The organism is Aeromicrobium sp. Root236, from assembly GCF_001428805.1.
Taxonomy (GTDB): domain Bacteria; phylum Actinomycetota; class Actinomycetes; order Propionibacteriales; family Nocardioidaceae; genus Aeromicrobium.
The window spans coordinates 2,589,588-2,605,649 of record NZ_LMIS01000001.1; the positions used below are offsets into that span (position 1 = coordinate 2,589,588).

The window sequence follows — 16,062 nt, forward strand, 5'->3', positions numbered from 1 at the left end:
CAAGCCCACGGCTCCGGGATTGGACTATCGTGCGGCCCATGGCCGTATCCGGAAGCACCGAGTTCGACGTGGCCGCGACGCCCGAGCAGCTCCTGGACGCCGTGGCAGCGATCGAGGATCTCCCGAAGCGTTCGAGCGCGCACAAGTCCGCCACGGTCGAGAGCCGTCACGACGACGGCCGTCCCAAACGCGTACGCGCCAAGGTCTCCGCTGCAGGGTTCACCGACGAAGAGGTCACCGACTACACGTGGGACGAGCCGCACTCCGTGACCTGGACGTTGGCCGAGAGCTCGGTGCAGTCCAAGCAGGTCGCCACCTACACGCTGACGCCCACCGACGCCGGCACCCACGTCAAGCTCGACCTCGAGATCGGCGTCAAGGTGCCGATGCCCGGCTTCGTGCTCAAGCGCGTGCTCAAGAGTGCCCTCGACACCGGCAGCAAGAGCTTCAAGGCGTACGTCGAAGGCCGCTAGCCCAGGACCTCAGCCTTCAGCGCCAGGAACTCCGCTTCGGTGATCGCGCCGCTGTCGCGCAGCGCGGCGAGGCGCTCCAATCGACTGATGACGTCGTCCGGGGGCGCATCGACCGGCTCGCCCCGCCGTAGGGCCGCGACCCTCTCGGCCTTGGTCCGTGCGGCCTCCTTGGCCGGCGTCACCTGGTCCCACAGGATCCGGTAGCTGGCCGGATCGCCGGGGTCGACCAGGATCGGCAGGATGGCGCCCGGCGCGGGCCAGACCTTCCGCTTCACGGGGCCGGAGAACTCGACCGCGATTGGCGTCACGCCGGGAGCGCTGATCACCAGGTGCATCTCGCAGATCTGGTTGACCGTGTCGCCGTGATTCACCGAGACCGTCACGACTTCGGCCTGGCCGGCCACGCCGCCTGTGGTGGGCGTAGGAGCGGTCCGTCGTTTGTCGAAGAAGCTCATGCGAAGATCCTCGCACTCAGGCGGCGGAGGGAGAGTCATGGCGCTCCGCCGCTGCGTGGTGCGCCTGTCCAACCATTGACACAGCGGTCATGGTACTGCAGTGTCGTTATGGGACTCGAGTCCCATAAAGCATTGGGAAGAGGTCATCATGAACCGATCGAGGACGCATCGGCCCTCCGCAGGCAGCCGCGAGCGCGCCCAAGACCCCAGGTATCTGGGATGGGCGGGCGCCACCTGGCTGCCTAGCGTCGATGGGAACCACCCTCACGACGCAGGAGCAGCCATGACCACCCTTCACATCGAGCACGCCATCGTCGACTTCGAGCTCTGGAGCTCGGCATTCGACAGGTTCGCCGACTTCCGCACGAAGGCCGGAGTCCGCGGGCAGCGCATCCAGCAGCCGGTCGACGATCCGCGGTACGTGGTCATCGACCTCGACTTCGACACCGTCGGGGAGGCGGAGACATTCCTGTCGTTCCTGCGCGAGAAAGTCTGGTCGTCCCCCGACAGCTCGCCGGCCCTGGTGGGCGAGCCGCAGGCCAGGATCCTCGAACCGGCACGAGCATGAGGCCGATCGCAGCCGCCGTGCTCGCGATGGCGCTCACGCTGTCAGCCTGTGGAGGTGGCACCTCCGAGCCGTCCTCGTCGAGCGCCTCGGCACCGGCCGCGAAGGCCGCACCCGGTGGCGCTGACTTCAGCGCCGCGCCGGTGCAGCTGACGGCCGACCCGTGCACGCTCATCACACGCAGCGAGGCCGAGGCCGTGGTCGGCGCCGTGAACGACACCCCGGGCGTCGGCACCGACGAACGTACGTGCGTCTACGTCTCCTCGGAGCACACCGGCGGGCAGGTCGCCGTCACCGAGCAGTCCCCGGACCTCTGCAAGCTCCTGTTCCTCGCACTCGACAAGGACATCTTCGGCGGGGCGCAGGTGCGCATCGACGACATCGCCGCCGGCGGCATGCTCGTCAAGGGCAACGGGAACGTGCAGGTGGTCGTCGACAAGGGCTGCCTCGAGGTCGCCGGCGCCATGACGTACGACAAGAAGGTCGATGACGACACGATGCTGGGCCTGGCCAGGACCGCGGCGGGGCGAGTCTCATGAGTGCCGTCCGCGGACTCGCCGCGGCGTTCCTGCTGACCGCAAGCGTCGCGGCTTGCGGCGGGGGCTCGAGCGACGACGCAACGTCGAAGCCCGACAGCGCCACCTCGAGCGCGCCGGCATCGGCCGCCACGACCGACGCGCCGGCGGCGAATGCCGACGCTTGCGACATGGTCTCCGACGACGCCGTGGCGGTCGTGCTCGGCGTCGAGGTCGTACGCCGGGAACCCCACGGGAAGCCCGGCACCGCGAGCGCCAGCTGCATCAAGGGTCTCAAGCGCACGTCCGATCCCAGCGGCTACACGTACGTGAGCGTCTCCGTGCTGGCCGGTGGTGGCGCCACGCTCCTCGACCAGCTCGGCAACGAGGGCGGCAGCACCCCGGTCGACGGCCTGGGCGATCGCGCAGTCTTCGTCCCCAGCGCCGGCGGGGTGTTCATCGCCGACGGCGCCGACGCGGTGCAGGTCCAGGTGGTGAAGGCCGGCAAGCCCGGCAGCCAGAAGGACTGCGTGACGATCGCCGAGGACGTGATGAGCCGGCGGTCCTGACAGTCCGGGCAGGGTCAGGTGCCGAGAGCGCGTGACAGCAGAGTGGGCCGGTTGTGGGTCGCGGTCTTGGCGAAGATCGACTTGAGATGGTCCTGCACGGTGTGCTCGGAGAGGAACATCAGTCCGGCGACCTGGCGAGTGTCCGTGCCGGTCATGAGGTGACTGAGCAGCTCCCGCTCCCGGGCGCTGAAGCCGAACGCGCTGGCGAAGACATCGGCGCGTTCGGCCGGCGAGGTCTCCTCGATCGTGACGGCAATCTCGCGGTCACCCACGCTTGCCGCGTCGCCGATGCGTGCGGCGCGCAGGGTGACCCAGCGGCCGCCCGAAACGTGCACGCGGGCCGATGGCGGGTTGCCGTCGATGCCCTCCTCGACGGCCAGCAGCTGAGCCGCGACGTTGTAGGCGCTCGCGGGGATCGGAGCCTGTCCCTCGGTCGGGGGCACGAGCGCTCGCAGGCACTCCTGCGTCTCGGCGGTCTGCCGGAGCACCTGGAGGTCCGGCGACAGCAGCAGCACCACCGGGCCGACGCGGGCGTCCCCTGTCGGCGTGGCCTCGAACGTGTTGGCCTGGCATCGACGCAGTGCCGTCGTCACCGGCGCGGCGATGTCGGCGAGGTAGGCGATCTCGGCCTCCGAGAACCGCGGCAGCCGCTCGGATCGCCACAGGTCGAGGAATCCCCAGCAGCCGAACCGGTCCCGGTGGACCAGCGACGCCACGTCCTGGATGTCGTAGCGACAGAGCAGCTCCCGCCACAGCAGGCTTCGAGCCGGGTCGCCCTCCGTCGCGTCCTGCAGCGAGACGGCCGGTGAGCCGGTCATCGCGGTCCACCGGTTGACGTCGGTGACGTACTTGAGGCGGATCAGTCGGGGCAGCTCGGGCAGGCAGGGGACATCGGCCAGGGGCGCGGACCCGACCGACGTACCGGGATCGGTCAGCAGCCAGGCGTACGCGTCGAAGCCGACCACCTGACGGATCTCGTCGACCAGCTGGAGCCGCAGCGTCCTCGCATCGGCGGCGGCCTCACAGATCCTGACGACGCGGGCCTGCGATCGCGCGTACGCCATCGGGTCGGCCATGAGCCGAGGCTACGCCGCACCGACGCAGGCAGGGGATATCGCTTCGTGGGGCGACGTCACAATCGACGGTCAGCCGGACACTATGGGGTATGACCGGGCCGGAGGAGCGACGCGATGCCGAGTTCTCGCGGTGCTTCGAGGACGAGATGCCCCGGCTCCTTCGGTACGCGCAGCGGCACGTCGGCGGGGAGCTGGCGCAGGACGTCGTCGCCGAGACGTTCCAGATCGCCTGGCGCAAGTGGGACAAGCTCCCGCCGGAGAAGTTCCCGTGGCTGGTCGGCACGGCCCGCAAGGTCATCGGCAATCACGTACGCGCGACGATCCGCCGGAGGCGACTGGCCACGCGCCTCGCCCTCTACTCGGAGGTGACCGCGGACTCCTCGGTCGAGAGCAGTGCCCGCGCTGACGCGTTGCATCGGCTGGCGACACTCACCGAGGTGGAGCGCGAAGCCATGCTCCTCGTGGCGTGGGACGGGCTGACCTCCGACGAGGCCGCCGACGTGCTGGGGATCAGCCCCGCCACGTTCCGCAAACGGTTGAGCCGGGCCCGCCAGGCCGTGCTCGCTGCGGAGACCTCGCAGGAGACGGCGGCCATGACCAGCGGAGTGGAGGAGGGACGATGACGAACATCATCGAGCGGCTGGCACCGGGCCCGGCAGTGCCGGATCCGGTGTGGGCTCAGACGACTCTCCAGCGCATCAGGGCCTCGAAGGTGCCGAGGCGGCGCCGGCGCCGTTTCATCGTGACCGGCGTGATCGCCGGTGCGGTGCTGGGCGGCAGCATCGCGACAGCGCAGGGTGTGCCCGGCCGGGTGCTCGAGTCGATAGGTCTGTCGGCGGCGCGCCCCAACCTGAAGCTGTCGACGAAGCCCGTCAAGATCGCCGACATCCACCTCAGTGACGGCACCCGGTGGCAGGTCTGGCGGGCCCTCAACGACCATCGAGGATCCTGCTTGACCGCCGGCGACCCCGGCAAGATGAAGCTCGATCCGAATGACGTCCTGGGCTCACCCGGGGCGAGCTGCAACTGGCTGCCTGATCAGTCCGAGCTGCCCCCGGGATGGAAGGTGGGTGAGTCCGATGACCCGGAGAGCAACTTCGCCAGGCTCGGCTTCTACGGCGACGACGAGCGCAAGGGAATTCCGCTCGTGTACGGCCAGGTCGTGCAACCGGAGGTGAAGGTCGTGCGGGTGGTGGGTCCCGACTACGTCAAGACCGTGAAGTTCGACCCCGTCACCGGTGGATTCGGTGCCCAGCTGCCCTTCCGGCTGGCGCACCTCAAGGCTGGCTACCTTTACGACGGCGTCCACGTGGAGTTTCTCGATGGGGACGGCGACATCGTGAACTGACGGATCCGCTAGACGTCCCAGCCCTCCGGTGACTGCGGGTGCAGCATGGCGTCGGTGCCACCATCGGCGTAGACGACCGACCCCACCATCAGGCTGCTGGCGTCCGACAGCAGGAACGCGATCAGGGCCGCCACCTCCGAGGGCTGCCCGAGGCGACCGATCGCCGTCGGGTACGCCTCGACGAGTGGGCCGATCTCGGGGTCGGCGAGCAGCCGGTCCGTCATGGGGCTGGCGATCATGCCCGGCGCCACGGCGTTGAGACGGATGCCTGCGCCGATCCAATCCGGGGTGATGCCCTCGCGGCGGGCCCACCACGCCAGCGCTGCCTTGGTCGCCGGATAGACCATGACCGACTCGGCCTGGTCGGCGTCCGCACGCGCGGCGGCCTCGTCGCCGGCGAGGCAGTGCTCGGCCACCGATGCGCGCCAGCCGGGCATGCCCGTGATCGAGTTGGAGGCGAGCAGCACGACGCTCGAGGAGCCCGCCGCGGCCAGCTGGGGGCGGAGGCCCTCGACGAGCTCGACGGCGCCGAAGAAGTTCACCGACACGACGAGTGACGACGCGACGCCCGGGGAGCCGGCGATCCCCGCGCACGGCACCACGCCGTGCACGACGTCGGCCAGGCGCTGGACCGCAGCGACCGCATCGGCCCGGCCAGAACGGGTCGACAGGTCCGCGACCACGTCGGCATCGCGGAGGTCGACCGTGATCACCCGGTCACCCTGACGCCGCAGGAGTGCCGTCGTGGCAGCGCCGATCCCGCTGGCGGCGCCACTGACGACGTACGTCCTCACGAGTCCTGGATCCTGACGAGGCCGGCCAGGGTCGCGATGTACGCGGTCCCGTCGGGCCCGAGGTAGATCGCCGCGTAGTGGTTGTTCCACTGGATGCCGGTGCCGGTCAGGCGGCTCCACACCGTCTTGCCGGTGCGGATGTCGATCGCCGTGAAGTACCAGGCGTCGAGCGAGTTGCCGAGCAACCCGGTCCTGGGCTTCGTGTACGCGTAGAGGAGGCCGTTGCCAAGCGATGCCTTGGCGACCGAGCTCGGCGCGATCTCGTTGCTGGTCCACGCGACATGGCAGCCGTCGCCGTCGACCATGACGCGGGCGAGGCCGGGCGTGGAGGTCTTGCCGAGGATCGTCGAGGTGGGACCGCCGTAGCCGTAGTTGTTCTCGACGATGAACGAGCTGCCGGCCGCGACGAGGCTGTTGTCGGTCGTGCCTGCGTTGTTGGCGAGCACGGGCTGGGTGCAGTGCAGCCGCTGCGACGCACCCTTGCGGCGGTCGTACACGAGCACGTTGGTCTGCGGGTCCGCGTTGTCGTTGATCGCCACCCAGCGGTCGCCGAGCAGGGTCGGTGTGGTGCCGGATCCCTGCGAGAGGTTGCCCGGCTTCAGACGCGTGCCCCGGTCGTACGCCTCGCGCCACGTCACCTCCGGTGTCCCGTCGGCCGCGGCGTCGAGGCGATAGAGCGCGTGGGTCGAGACGACGTACATGCCGCCGGTCTCGTCGGTGGCGACCGAGTTGGTGACCTCCTCGCCGGCCGGCAGTCGCGTGAAGCGAACCTCGCCGGAGTCCCGGTCGAGCGTGCCGATGGTGCCCTGCTGGGTGAAGAACCACAGGCGGCCGGACCAGTCCGGCATCGTCGCGATCAGGCAGTCGTCGGCCGCGACGTACGCGGCGAGCGACCACTCGTGCTGCTTGACGAGCGTCCCGTCGGCCCCGACGGCGATCTTGAGCACGGTCTTCTTGGCCGTGGTGGGATAGACGATGTCGTCGCCGTCGAGGAAGAAGTACGTCCCTCCGCAGATGTCGGTGAACGGGTTGGCGCTCGTGAGCAGGTTGCGCGCCGAGGTGCGCAGCTCCGAGATCGGCTTCAGCGTGACGGGGTCGATCACCATCATCCCGAAGCCCTCGAGACCGCCGCACAGACCGACGATCCGCCCATGGGAGTCGAACGCGATCGTGGCGCACTCGCGGATGCCGTACGAGGCCGAGCTCACCTTGAGGTGCTGTCCGAGCGGCCCGCTGACGCGATAGGCGTCCGAGGCGTACGCGTCGTTGTGCATCGAGTTGTTGCCGTCGGGCGCCAGCCACGGGTTCTGGGGGATCGCCGGGTGGGCGATCGGCTGCTCGGGAGCCGGCGCGCCCGTGAACTTGGGCGCCAGCAGGTCGGTCGGCAGCGAGGGGATCGGCAAGCCGGGGACCGCCGGGATCGGCGGCAGCGTGAGCTCCGGCTCGGCGGAGGCGGACGGGCCTGCGAGGGCGTTGCCGGCGACCATGACAGCGCCGGCGACGAGGAGCGGGAGTCGAAGCATCCGCCGACTGTAACCGGATGGTTACAGCGTTGTATAGACTTCGCGGCATGACGAGCTCCCCGATCGACGCCAAGCCCCGAGGCCGCGAGCAGGTACGTTCCGCGGTGCTCGCCGCGACGAGCGAGCTCGTCGCCGAGCGAGGTCCGGACGGCTTCTCTGTGCGTGACATCGCGACGCGCGCCGGGATCAACCACGCCCTGGTGCATCGTCACTTCGGCACCAAGGCCGACGTGCTCGAGCAGATGCTCGCCGCCGATGCCGAGGTCGTGACCGCAGCCGTCCTCGGGTCCGGCCTGCCCACGAGCGGGAGCGCGGCACCCGACGTGGTGGGCGAGCTGCTCGACCTGTTGGCGGAGCGACCGTCGTACTGGCGGACATTGGTGCACGCCGTGCTCGACAGTCCAGAGGCGGCGCTGCCCGGGACGGCCTCGACGACCGAGCTGTTCTCCGGGCTGTGGGATGGCGGCGATCCCGACCGGGCGGTGGCCACCTCTGTCGCCGGCTCGACGGTCCTGGGCTGGCTGATCTTCGGCCGGTTCATGGCCGATGCGACGGGCGCCTCGCACGAGGACGTCCGTCAGGCGATCGCCGAGCAGGTCGCGGGGCTCGTCGCGACCGACTAGGCGGAGGTTGCCTTTGCGGCGCCCGGCTGCAAAACTAGAACATGTTCTATTCTCAGTCGGCGGGCTCGGCATGACCCAGACGTACGTGCTGACCGACCTCGACAAGCTCGAGGCCGAGGCCGTCCACATCTTCCGCGAGGTCGCCGCGACGATCGAGCGCCCGGGGTTGCTGTTCTCCGGCGGCAAGGACTCCGTCGTCATGCTGCACCTGGCCGCCAAGGCGTTCTGGCCGGCTCCCGTCCCGTTCCCGGTGATGCACGTCGACACGGGGCAGAACTTCGACGAGGTCATCGAGTTCCGCGACCGTACGGTCGAGCGCTTCGGGCTGCGGCTCATCGTCGCCAGCGTCCAGGACGACATCGACGCCGGCCGCGCCAAGGAGATCGGCGGCCCCCTGGGTCCGCGCAACAAGCTGCAGACCGTGTCGCTGCTGCGCGGCATCAAGGAGAACCAGTTCGGCGCCGTCTTCGGCGGTGCGCGGCGCGACGAGGAGAAGGCCCGCGCCAAGGAGCGCGTCTTCAGTTTCCGCGACGAGTTCGGCCAGTGGGACCCCAAGAACCAGCGACCCGAGCTGTGGAGCCTCTACAACGGGCGGCACCACAAGGGCGAGAACATGCGCGTCTTCCCGCTGTCCAACTGGACCGAGCTCGACATCTGGAACTACATCCTCCGCGAGGAGATCGAGCTCCCCGAGCTCTACTACGCGCACGAGCGGACGGTCGTCGCACGCGACGGCATGCTGCTGGCGGTCAACCGGTTCATCCAGCCCCAGGGTGACGAGGAGCCGTTCGACGCCATGGTCCGCTTCCGCACGATCGGCGACGCGACGTGCACGGGCTGCGTCGAGTCCCACGCTGCGACTCCGGCGGACGTGGTGACCGAGGTCGCCGCGGCCCGCATCACCGAGCGAGGTGCCACCCGCGCGGACGACGCGATCTCCGAGGCCGGCATGGAAGACCGCAAGAAGGAGGGCTACTTCTGATGTCGCAGCTTCTCCGCATCGCGACGGCCGGCAGCGTCGACGACGGCAAGTCCACCCTCATCGGCCGGCTGCTGTTCGACGGCAAGGCGATCTTCGAGGACCAGCTCGGTGCCATCGAGACGGCCAGCGCGGCTCGCGGCTTCGACGGCCCCGACCTCGCGCTGTTCACGGACGGCCTGCGTGCCGAACGGGAGCAGGGCATCACGATCGACGTGGCGTACCGCTACTTCGCGACCCCCAAACGCAAGTTCATCATCGCCGACACCCCCGGCCACATCCAGTACACGCGCAACATGGTCACGGGCGCCTCGACGGCCGACGTCGCACTGATCCTGATCGACGCCCGCAACGGTGTCCTCGAGCAGTCCCGCCGCCACGCGTTCCTCGCGTCGCTGCTCGGCATCCCGCACCTCGTGCTGTGCGTCAACAAGATGGACCTCGTCGACTACTCGCAGGAGCGGTTCAACGAGATCCGCGCCGAGTTCGAGGCGTTCGCGTCCAAGCTCGAGGTCCCGGACCTGACGTTCATCCCCCTATCGGCGCTCACGGGCGACAACGTCGTCACGCCGAGCGCGGCCATGCCCTGGTACGAGGGGCCGGCCCTGCTGGGCTACCTCGAGGACCTGCACGTGGCGTCCGACCGCAACCTCATCGATGCGCGCATGCCGGTGCAGTATGTCATCCGGCCGCAGCAGGCCGACTTCCACGACTTCCGTGGCTACGCCGGCACGGTCGCCGGCGGCGTGTTCCGGCCGGGCGACGAGGTCGTGGTCCTGCCGTCCGGGTTCTCGACGATGGTGACGAACGTCTGGGGCCCTGGTGGCACCAAGCTCGACGAGGCGTTTACCGGCCAGGCCGTGACGATCGAGCTCGCCGACAACCTCGACATCAGCCGCGGCGACATGCTGTGCCGCCCCAACAACCGGCCGACCAGCACGCAGGACGTCGACGCGATGATCTGCTGGATGGACGGCGACCTGACGCTCGACACCGACACGACGTACGCGATGCTCCACACGACCCGCGACACCCGCGTCTCGGTCAAGGAGCTCGAGTACCGCCTCGACATCAACACCCTGCACCGCGTCGAGGACGCCCCGACGCTGGCGCTCAACGAGATCGGCCGGGTGCGGCTGCGGACGCAGAAGCCGCTGCACCTCGACCCCTATCGCCGCAACCGTGACACCGGAAGCTTCATCCTGATCGACGAGGCGACCAACAACACCGTCGCCGCGGGCATGCTGCTGGGTGCCAGCCAGAACGAGCCGAACATCGTCTGGCACAGCGGAGCCGTGACGCGCGAGCACCGCAAGACCAAGGGCATGACGCTGTGGCTGACCGGGCTGTCCGGCTCCGGCAAGTCGAGCGTCGCCGTCGAGATCGAGCGGCGCCTCGTGGCGTCGGGCCGGCCGGCGTACATCCTCGACGGCGACAACCTGCGCCATGGCCTCAACGCCGACCTCGGGTTCAGCCCCGAGGACCGGAAGGAGAACGTCCGCCGGGTCACCGAGGTGGCGCGGCTGCTGGCCGACGCGGGGGTCGTCGCGATCGTGTCGCTCGTCAGCCCCTACCGCGCGGACCGCGACGCGGCTCGCGCTGCCCACGAGGACGACAACCTGCCGTTCCTCGAGATCTTCATGGACACACCGCTCGAGGTGGCCGAGGCCCGCGACACCAAGGGGCTGTACGCCAAGGCGCGGGCCGGCGAGATCAAGGACTTCACCGGCATCAACGCGCCCTACGAGGCACCGATGCGGCCGGACCTGTTGTTGCGGCCCAGCGACGGCGACGCGGGTACGCTCGCCGGAATCGTGATCGACCGAGTGGAGCAGCAATGATCGAGCGCCAGCGAGAGAACCGACGGGCTATCACTGGTCCGGCTCCGTATCGTGGGCTCTTCTTGGAGGCGGATCAGTGATCGAAAGAGATGCGGCATTCGCGGCGGAGATCGCCGAGCGGGCCGGTGCGCTGCTGCTCGACCTGCAGCGGACCTCCGGGCTGACCGGCAAGGAGCTCGGCAAGGCCGGCGACGCCCAGGCCAACGAGCTGCTGCTCGCCCTGCTCGCCGAACGCCGGCCTGGCGACGCGGTGCTCTCGGAGGAGTCGGCCGACTCGCCGGCGCGCCTCTCAGCAGACCGGGTGTGGATCATCGACCCGCTCGACGGCACGCGGGAGTACGGCATGCCGGATCGTCCCGACTGGGCGGTGCACGTGGCGTTGTGGGAGCGGGGTGCTCCGGGCTCGGCGATCACCGCCGCGGCGGTGGCCCAGCCGGCACTGTCGACGGTCTACTCATCCGCCCGGTCGACGGTCGTGCGTGGCCCGCACGAGCGTCCGATATTCCTGGTCAGCGACAGCCGCCCGCCGGAGTTCGCCCCGGCCGTCGCAGAAGACCTCGATGCCGAGCTGCGGCCCATGGGCTCAGCCGGTGCCAAGGCGATGGCCGTGCTGCGCGGCGACGCGGATGCCTACCTGCACGCCGGTGGGCAGTGGGAGTGGGACTCCGCCGCGCCCGTCGGCGTCGCCCTTGCTGCCGGTCTGCACGCGTCGCGGATCGACGGCTCGACGCTGACCTACAACGCCGCGCACCCCTACCTGCCGGACCTCGTCATCTGCCGCGCCGACCTCGCCGACAAGATCCTCACGGCGATCGCCGCAGCGACCTAGAGCCCTCCGACGAACGGCAGCGTCAGCGTGCAGGTGATCGGCCGGGGATGCGCCGGGTCGAGCGCGTTGAGGACGTACAGCGACGCGTTGCGGTCGGCGGCGATCTCGAAATGCTCGGTGTAGTCGAGCTTGCACCGGTCCTGCAGCACGATGTTGGTCATGCCGGGCTCGATGCCGCTCGTGTAGGGCCGCACCAGCTCGTCGTACTTCGTCACGATGTTGACGTAGTGGACGCCGGGGACTGCGACGCCGCCCGCGCGCAGCTCCTGCATGAACCTCGAGCCGGGGTTGAACTCGCCGCACGCCACGCACACGGGCACTTTCGAGGCGTCGATGCCGAGGAGGTTGGTGAGCTGCGCCGGGAGGACCTCGGTGCCGTGCCACAGCGACGCGAGCGAGAATGTAGGAGTCCACCTTCGAGGCGCCGCCGAGGAACTTCAGGTAGTACGCCGGCATCAACGTGCCCTGCGAGTGCCCGACGAGGTCGACCTGGCCGGCACCGGTCGTCGTGAGGACGCGGTCGACGAACGTTCGCAACTGCTCCGCACTCGTACGCATGCTGCCGAGGCCGCCCAACGCGTTGACCGGGTAGGGCGCGGGCAGTGCGCCGTACGTCAGCGCGAAGACGCAGTAGCCGTTGTTCTTGAGCAGCGGCCCGTACGTCTGCCAGTTGGTGGCCTGGTTGCCGAAGGTGCCGTGCACGAGCACGACCGGGCGCGGATGCGCGGCCGACGGCTTGCACGTCCAGTCGTTCGTGCCGGGCGCGTTCGCCCCGGGCGTGCCACCGAGGATCGCTGCGGGCAGGAAGTTGTAGGGCACCGGGAGCGGCTTGGTCTCCGCGGACGCTGGCGAGCCGAGCAGCACAGCGACGAGGACAGCAGCCATGACGAGGATGCGGCGCATGGGACTCCAATGAGAGCGCGGTGTGGGAGGTGCAACGATCCGGCGGCCGGAACGTGACGACTCAGACGACATGGCCGCCGGCCCGCTTGAGCGCGGTCGCGGCCTCGGTGACGATCCGGTCGATGAGCTCCTCGCACGTCGGCAGGTCATCGATGACGCCGACGACCTGACCGGAGGCGAGGACGCCGGCAGTCGCATCGCCCTCGACGAGCCCGGCCTTGAGCATCATGGGCGTGTTGGCGGCGAGCGCGAGCTGGCCGAGCGTACGACCCTGCTCGTTGCGCATCGCACGACCGTCGACGGCGAGCTGCTTCCAGCTCATCCCCGCCATGCGCTTGAACTCGAGGGTGCGCCTGGCGGTCGGGATCAGGCGGCGTACGCCCGAGCTGGCCTCGACGTCCTCGACCAGCTCGGTGCGGAGCATGCGGTGCGGCATGCCGTCGACCTTCTTGGTGACGACGGTGTCGTCGAGACCGGCCGCGAGATAGCGCTGCTTGACCGCGTCCGGCACCCGGCTGTCCGCGGTCAGCAGGAAGCGCGTGCCCATGCCCACGCCGGATGCGCCGTACGACAGGGCGGCCGCGAGACCGCGACCGTCGAAGAATCCACCGGCGGCGATGACCGGGATGTCGACCGCGTCGAGCACGGTCGGCAGCAACAGCGTGGTGGGCACCGAGCCCGTGTGCCCACCGCCTTCGCCACCTTGGATCATCACCGCGTCGGCGCCCCACGACGCGACCTTGACCGCATGCTTGGGCAGCCCGACGCTGGGGATCACGACGATGTCGTGCTCCTTGAGCTTCGCGATCAGCTCCGGCTTGGGCGCGAGCGCGAACGACGCGACCTTGACGCCGTACGAGATGAGGAGCTCGCACCGAGCCGGCGCATCGGCGGCGTCGGCGCGCAGGTTGACGCCGAACGGCTGGTCCGTGCGCTCCTTGACCTCGATGATCGCCTGCTCGAGCTCGGGCAGCGTCATCGTGGCCGACGCGAGGATGCCCAGCCCGCCGGCGTTGGCGGTGCCGCTGACCAGGCTCGGGCCGGCGACCCAGCCCATCCCGGTCTGGACGACCGGATGGCGTACGCCGGTCAGCTCGGTGAGCGGCGTCGACAGCAGCTGGTCGATCACGAGGGCGGCACTTCCCGCTCGCGGAGCTTGGTGGGGTCGAGCAGCTCGCGGATCAGCACCAGCTCGCCGTCGGTCGGCGTACGCGTCTCCGGCACGTCGCCTTCGGCGTGGATCTCGCAGCCGCTGGCCTCGCGTACCTCGTCGACGGTCACGCCGGGGTGCACCGAGACGAACCGCATCGTGTGCCCGGGTCCGCCGAAGTCGAACACCCCGAGGTTGGTGACGAGGCGGTGCACGTCGTGGAACTTCGTCGCCGCAGCGCCGGCGGCCTCGGCGCGGGCACGTCCGATGCCCGACACGATGTCGACCTGCTCGACGACGACGCGGGTGGAGTGCTTGGGCACCCAGTAGGACGTGCGGTTGTTGACGGTGTTGCCCGGCGCACCGCGTACGCCCAGCAGCTGGCGGGTCGGCTGCTCCCACGGGCCGATCGCCGAGATGTTCTGGTTGCCGTGCCGGTCGATCTGCGTCGCGCCCATCATGACGTGGCGCTTGCCGTAGGGGACGACGGACTCGAGCACGAGCCGGAACGGCATCCAGCCCTCGATGACGTCGCCGGACTGGCCGAGCGGCGGCGTGCCCCGCAGGATCCGGGCCTCGCCGTCGGTCAGCATCAGCGCGGGGTTCGTCGTGTTCTTGGCCAGCCGGGCGCCGAGGGTCGGCAGCAGTCCCATCGGGCTGCCCATGATCTCGCCGTCGTCTGCGAAGCAGTCGGCGATCGCAACGGCGCAGTACTCCGAGCGGGTGACATCGCTGGTTGAGCTTGTCGAAGCCATCAGGCCTCCTCTCGGAACGCGGTGACCGCGGCTTGATAGGCCACCTCGTCGCCGGACAGGAATCGTTCGTGGAACGCAGCCCAGTCCTCGGGCGTCTTCGCCGCCGTGGCGTACGCCTTCTGGAACTTCTCGTCGCGCCCGTACGTGGGGGAGCAATCCGTGAAGTGAGCGCCGTTGGGGGTCTCGACGACGCCGGTCACCATCGTCCGGTTGAGCAGCAGGCTCTGCAGCGGTGCGTCGACGGTCAGGCCGGCGGTGTCGATGATCTGCTCGGTCGACACGTACGCCTCGCGGGCGGCCATGCAGAACAGGTCGTCGAAGTAGGGGTCCGGGCCGAGGTACTGCCCGTTGCCGAGCTCGTCGGCGCGGTTCATGTGCACCAGGGCGACGTCGAGGTTGAGCGCCGGCACCGCGACGAGCTCCTCCTGGTCGTCGTACGGCGAGCGCACCGTGCGGAGGCCGGGGTCGTTCTCGAGCACGGCGGAGCCGAGCCCGGCCCGCATCGGCAGGAACGACACCCGCTGGGCGGCAGCACGCAGCCCGGTCTGGAACATGCCCTCGTCCCACTCGCGGAACTCGGCGGCCCGCTCGACGCGGGCCTTGCTGAACAGCGGCTCGAGCGGGATCGAGTCGAGGGTCGCGAACGCGTACGTCACCTTGCCGGCCTTGCCGGCCGCCAGCAGCAGCCCGACGTCGGGCCCGGCGTACGACACGATGTGCAGGTCGGTGAGGTCACTGCGCAGGATCGCCCGGACCAGCGCCATGGGCTTGCGGCGCGAGCCCCACCCGCCGATGCCGACGGTCATCCCGCTCTCGATGCGGCCGACGACCTCGTCGATTGTCAGCTCCTTCGACGGCGCTCTCACTTGTTGGCCTTGTCCGTACCGGCACTCTGCTGACTTTTCGCCGTCCCGGCGAAGTCGTCGCGGAGCTCGTCGCTCACGCCCATCAGGTTGAGCTCCATCGTGAATCCTTGCTCGAAGCGGTAGCTGGTGTTGACGTCGACCGGGTCGATGCCGTTGAGCGCCTCCTTGGCGGCTCGGATGACGCGGGTGTCCTTGGCGGCGATCTCGGCGGCGAGGCCGAGCGCCAGGTCGTCGAGCTCGTCGCGCGGCACGACGGCGTACACCGACCCGTGCTGCACGAGGTCGGCTGCCGGGATCGTGCGCGCGGTGAAGTAGAGGGTGCGCATGAGGTGCTGCGGCACGAGCCGAGCGAGGTGCGTGGCCGCGCCGAGTGCGCCCTGGTTGACCTCGGGCACGCCGAAGTACGCGTCGTCGCTGGCGACCACGATGTCGGAGTTGCCGACCAGGCCGACGCCGCCGCCGAGGCAGAACCCGTGCACCGCGGAGATGACCGGGACGGCGCACTCGTACACGGCCTTGAATGCCGCGAAGCAGCCCTTGTTGGCGCCGATCAGGGCGTCGAACCCGGTGGTGTTCTGCATCTCCTTGATGTCGACGCCGGCGTTGAACCCCTTGCCGTCGGCGCGGAGCACGACGACCTTCGTGGCCGGGTCAGCCCCCGCCTCGTCGAGGGCCGTCGCGAGGTCGAACCAGCCCCGGACCGTGAGCGCGTTGACCGGAGGGTGGTCCATCGTGACGACGCGGATCCCGTCGTCGCGGAGCTCAGAACGTATGGTCATGGCTGCCAACCTAACATTT

The 16,062-nt window shown here is 69.6% G+C and carries 19 protein-coding genes and 1 pseudogene; 10 read left to right on the forward strand and 10 right to left on the reverse strand.

The annotated features are described in order from the left end of the window. Positions 1–38: 38 nt before the first annotated feature. Positions 39–473, forward strand: a complete 435-nt coding sequence (locus ASE12_RS13045) for an SRPBCC family protein (RefSeq protein WP_056401279.1) — start codon at positions 39–41, stop codon at positions 471–473. Here ASE12_RS13045 and ASE12_RS13050 read toward each other — a convergent pair. Beyond that, the gene (locus tag ASE12_RS13050) at positions 470–928 is read right to left on the reverse strand and encodes an SHOCT domain-containing protein (RefSeq protein ID WP_157412921.1); all 459 of its coding nucleotides are present in this window, start codon (positions 926–928) and stop codon (positions 470–472) included. The two genes, ASE12_RS13045 and ASE12_RS13050, sit on opposite strands and share 4 nt — an antisense overlap. Before the next feature lie 283 nt (positions 929–1,211). Here ASE12_RS13050 and ASE12_RS13055 point away from each other — a divergent pair, with 283 nt between their 5' ends. The 3 genes from ASE12_RS13055 to ASE12_RS13065 are packed head-to-tail and all read left to right on the forward strand — an operon-like array spanning position 1,212 to position 2,577. Then, on the forward strand, positions 1,212–1,496 hold the full coding sequence (locus tag ASE12_RS13055; RefSeq protein WP_056401285.1) for a hypothetical protein: 285 nt from the start codon (positions 1,212–1,214) through the stop codon (positions 1,494–1,496). Continuing rightward, a complete protein-coding gene (locus ASE12_RS13060; protein ID WP_056401292.1) occupies positions 1,493–2,032 on the forward strand; it encodes a DUF3558 family protein in 540 nt (179 codons plus the stop codon). Before ASE12_RS13055 ends, ASE12_RS13060 begins: the two co-directional genes overlap by 4 nt. Then, positions 2,029–2,577 (forward strand): hypothetical protein, encoded by a 549-nt coding sequence (locus ASE12_RS13065; RefSeq protein ID WP_056401295.1) that lies wholly within the window; start codon positions 2,029–2,031, stop codon positions 2,575–2,577. Before ASE12_RS13060 ends, ASE12_RS13065 begins: the two co-directional genes overlap by 4 nt. A 14-nt stretch (positions 2,578–2,591) precedes the next feature. Here the strand turns inward: ASE12_RS13065 and ASE12_RS13070 are convergent, their stop codons facing one another. Further along, positions 2,592–3,653, reverse strand: a complete 1,062-nt coding sequence (locus ASE12_RS13070; RefSeq protein WP_056401297.1) for a helix-turn-helix transcriptional regulator — start codon at positions 3,651–3,653, stop codon at positions 2,592–2,594. A gap of 89 nt (positions 3,654–3,742) precedes the next feature. On the opposite strand from ASE12_RS13070, the gene ASE12_RS13075 reads away from it, so the two are divergent. Both ASE12_RS13075 and ASE12_RS13080 read left to right on the forward strand, forming a co-directional pair. Next, complete coding sequence (locus ASE12_RS13075; RefSeq protein WP_056401299.1) at positions 3,743–4,276, forward strand: RNA polymerase sigma factor; 534 nt, start codon at positions 3,743–3,745, stop codon at positions 4,274–4,276. Next, complete coding sequence (locus ASE12_RS13080; protein ID WP_056401302.1) at positions 4,273–5,001, forward strand: hypothetical protein; 729 nt, start codon at positions 4,273–4,275, stop codon at positions 4,999–5,001. Before ASE12_RS13075 ends, ASE12_RS13080 begins: the two co-directional genes overlap by 4 nt. A gap of 8 nt (positions 5,002–5,009) precedes the next feature. On the opposite strand, the gene ASE12_RS13085 is transcribed toward ASE12_RS13080, so the two are convergent. Next, positions 5,010–5,795 (reverse strand): SDR family oxidoreductase, encoded by a 786-nt coding sequence (locus ASE12_RS13085; protein ID WP_056401306.1) that lies wholly within the window; start codon positions 5,793–5,795, stop codon positions 5,010–5,012. Continuing rightward, positions 5,792–7,318 carry a hypothetical protein gene (locus tag ASE12_RS13090; RefSeq protein WP_056401309.1) on the reverse strand — a complete coding sequence of 509 codons (1,527 nt, stop codon included), beginning with the start codon at positions 7,316–7,318 and terminating at the stop codon, positions 5,792–5,794. The genes ASE12_RS13085 and ASE12_RS13090 overlap by 4 nt, the downstream gene beginning before the upstream one ends. 47 nt (positions 7,319–7,365) lie before the next feature. Between ASE12_RS13090 and ASE12_RS13095 the strand changes: the two genes are divergently transcribed. The 4 genes from ASE12_RS13095 to ASE12_RS13110 all read left to right on the forward strand — a co-directional run bounded on the left by ASE12_RS13095 (position 7,366) and on the right by ASE12_RS13110 (position 11,590). After that, positions 7,366–7,941, forward strand: a complete 576-nt coding sequence (locus ASE12_RS13095) for a TetR/AcrR family transcriptional regulator (RefSeq protein WP_056401312.1) — start codon at positions 7,366–7,368, stop codon at positions 7,939–7,941. A gap of 70 nt (positions 7,942–8,011) precedes the next feature. Continuing rightward, complete coding sequence (cysD, locus tag ASE12_RS13100) at positions 8,012–8,923, forward strand: sulfate adenylyltransferase subunit CysD (RefSeq protein WP_056401317.1); 912 nt, start codon at positions 8,012–8,014, stop codon at positions 8,921–8,923. Next, on the forward strand, positions 8,923–10,761 hold the full coding sequence (gene cysC, locus ASE12_RS13105; RefSeq protein WP_056401320.1) for an adenylyl-sulfate kinase: 1,839 nt from the start codon (positions 8,923–8,925) through the stop codon (positions 10,759–10,761). Before cysD ends, cysC begins: the two co-directional genes overlap by 1 nt. 76 nt (positions 10,762–10,837) lie before the next feature. Next, positions 10,838–11,590 (forward strand): 3'(2'),5'-bisphosphate nucleotidase CysQ, encoded by a 753-nt coding sequence (locus ASE12_RS13110; RefSeq protein ID WP_200955020.1) that lies wholly within the window; start codon positions 10,838–10,840, stop codon positions 11,588–11,590. On the opposite strand, the gene ASE12_RS20395 is transcribed toward ASE12_RS13110, so the two are convergent. The 6 genes and pseudogenes from ASE12_RS20395 to ASE12_RS13135 all read right to left on the reverse strand — a co-directional run bounded on the left by ASE12_RS20395 (position 11,587) and on the right by ASE12_RS13135 (position 16,043). Continuing rightward, complete coding sequence (locus ASE12_RS20395; RefSeq protein WP_200955021.1) at positions 11,587–11,910, reverse strand: hypothetical protein; 324 nt, start codon at positions 11,908–11,910, stop codon at positions 11,587–11,589. The two genes, ASE12_RS13110 and ASE12_RS20395, sit on opposite strands and share 4 nt — an antisense overlap. Before the next feature lie 136 nt (positions 11,911–12,046). Beyond that, positions 12,047–12,643 (reverse strand): annotated as a pseudogene (locus tag ASE12_RS20765) (esterase/lipase family protein); the annotation flags it as partial. Then, positions 12,555–13,622 (reverse strand): nitronate monooxygenase family protein, encoded by a 1,068-nt coding sequence (locus tag ASE12_RS13120; protein ID WP_056401325.1) that lies wholly within the window; start codon positions 13,620–13,622, stop codon positions 12,555–12,557. The pseudogene ASE12_RS20765 and the gene ASE12_RS13120, both read right to left, overlap by 89 nt. After that, positions 13,619–14,398, reverse strand: coding sequence for a CoA-transferase subunit beta (locus ASE12_RS13125; protein ID WP_056401327.1), 780 nt, complete (start codon positions 14,396–14,398; stop codon positions 13,619–13,621). Before ASE12_RS13125 ends, ASE12_RS13120 begins: the two co-directional genes overlap by 4 nt. Then, complete coding sequence (locus tag ASE12_RS13130) at positions 14,398–15,264, reverse strand: CoA transferase subunit A (RefSeq protein ID WP_082582249.1); 867 nt, start codon at positions 15,262–15,264, stop codon at positions 14,398–14,400. Before ASE12_RS13130 ends, ASE12_RS13125 begins: the two co-directional genes overlap by 1 nt. Further along, the gene (locus tag ASE12_RS13135; RefSeq protein WP_056401330.1) at positions 15,261–16,043 is read right to left on the reverse strand and encodes an enoyl-CoA hydratase family protein; all 783 of its coding nucleotides are present in this window, start codon (positions 16,041–16,043) and stop codon (positions 15,261–15,263) included. Before ASE12_RS13135 ends, ASE12_RS13130 begins: the two co-directional genes overlap by 4 nt. Between the last annotated feature and the right edge of the window lie 19 nt (positions 16,044–16,062).

Bases quoted from the DNA above. Each gene is read 5' to 3' on its own strand.
- ASE12_RS13080 (WP_056401302.1), top strand. From the start codon at position 4,273: ATGACGAACATCATCGAGCGGCTGGCACCGGGCCCGGCAGTGCCGGAT.
- cysC (WP_056401320.1), top strand. From the start codon at position 8,923: ATGTCGCAGCTTCTCCGCATCGCGACGGCCGGCAGCGTCGACGACGGC.
- ASE12_RS13055 (WP_056401285.1), top strand. From the start codon at position 1,212: ATGACCACCCTTCACATCGAGCACGCCATCGTCGACTTCGAGCTCTGG.
- ASE12_RS13070 (WP_056401297.1), bottom strand. From the start codon at position 3,653: ATGGCCGACCCGATGGCGTACGCGCGATCGCAGGCCCGCGTCGTCAGG.
- ASE12_RS13075 (WP_056401299.1), top strand. From the start codon at position 3,743: ATGACCGGGCCGGAGGAGCGACGCGATGCCGAGTTCTCGCGGTGCTTC.
- ASE12_RS13135 (WP_056401330.1), bottom strand. From the start codon at position 16,043: ATGACCATACGTTCTGAGCTCCGCGACGACGGGATCCGCGTCGTCACG.
- ASE12_RS13095 (WP_056401312.1), top strand. From the start codon at position 7,366: ATGACGAGCTCCCCGATCGACGCCAAGCCCCGAGGCCGCGAGCAGGTA.
- ASE12_RS13060 (WP_056401292.1), top strand. From the start codon at position 1,493: ATGAGGCCGATCGCAGCCGCCGTGCTCGCGATGGCGCTCACGCTGTCA.
- ASE12_RS13125 (WP_056401327.1), bottom strand. From the start codon at position 14,398: ATGGCTTCGACAAGCTCAACCAGCGATGTCACCCGCTCGGAGTACTGC.
- ASE12_RS13090 (WP_056401309.1), bottom strand. From the start codon at position 7,318: ATGCTTCGACTCCCGCTCCTCGTCGCCGGCGCTGTCATGGTCGCCGGC.
- cysD (WP_056401317.1), top strand. From the start codon at position 8,012: ATGACCCAGACGTACGTGCTGACCGACCTCGACAAGCTCGAGGCCGAG.
- ASE12_RS13045 (WP_056401279.1), top strand. From the start codon at position 39: ATGGCCGTATCCGGAAGCACCGAGTTCGACGTGGCCGCGACGCCCGAG.
- ASE12_RS13050 (WP_157412921.1), bottom strand. From the start codon at position 928: ATGAGCTTCTTCGACAAACGACGGACCGCTCCTACGCCCACCACAGGC.
- ASE12_RS13065 (WP_056401295.1), top strand. From the start codon at position 2,029: ATGAGTGCCGTCCGCGGACTCGCCGCGGCGTTCCTGCTGACCGCAAGC.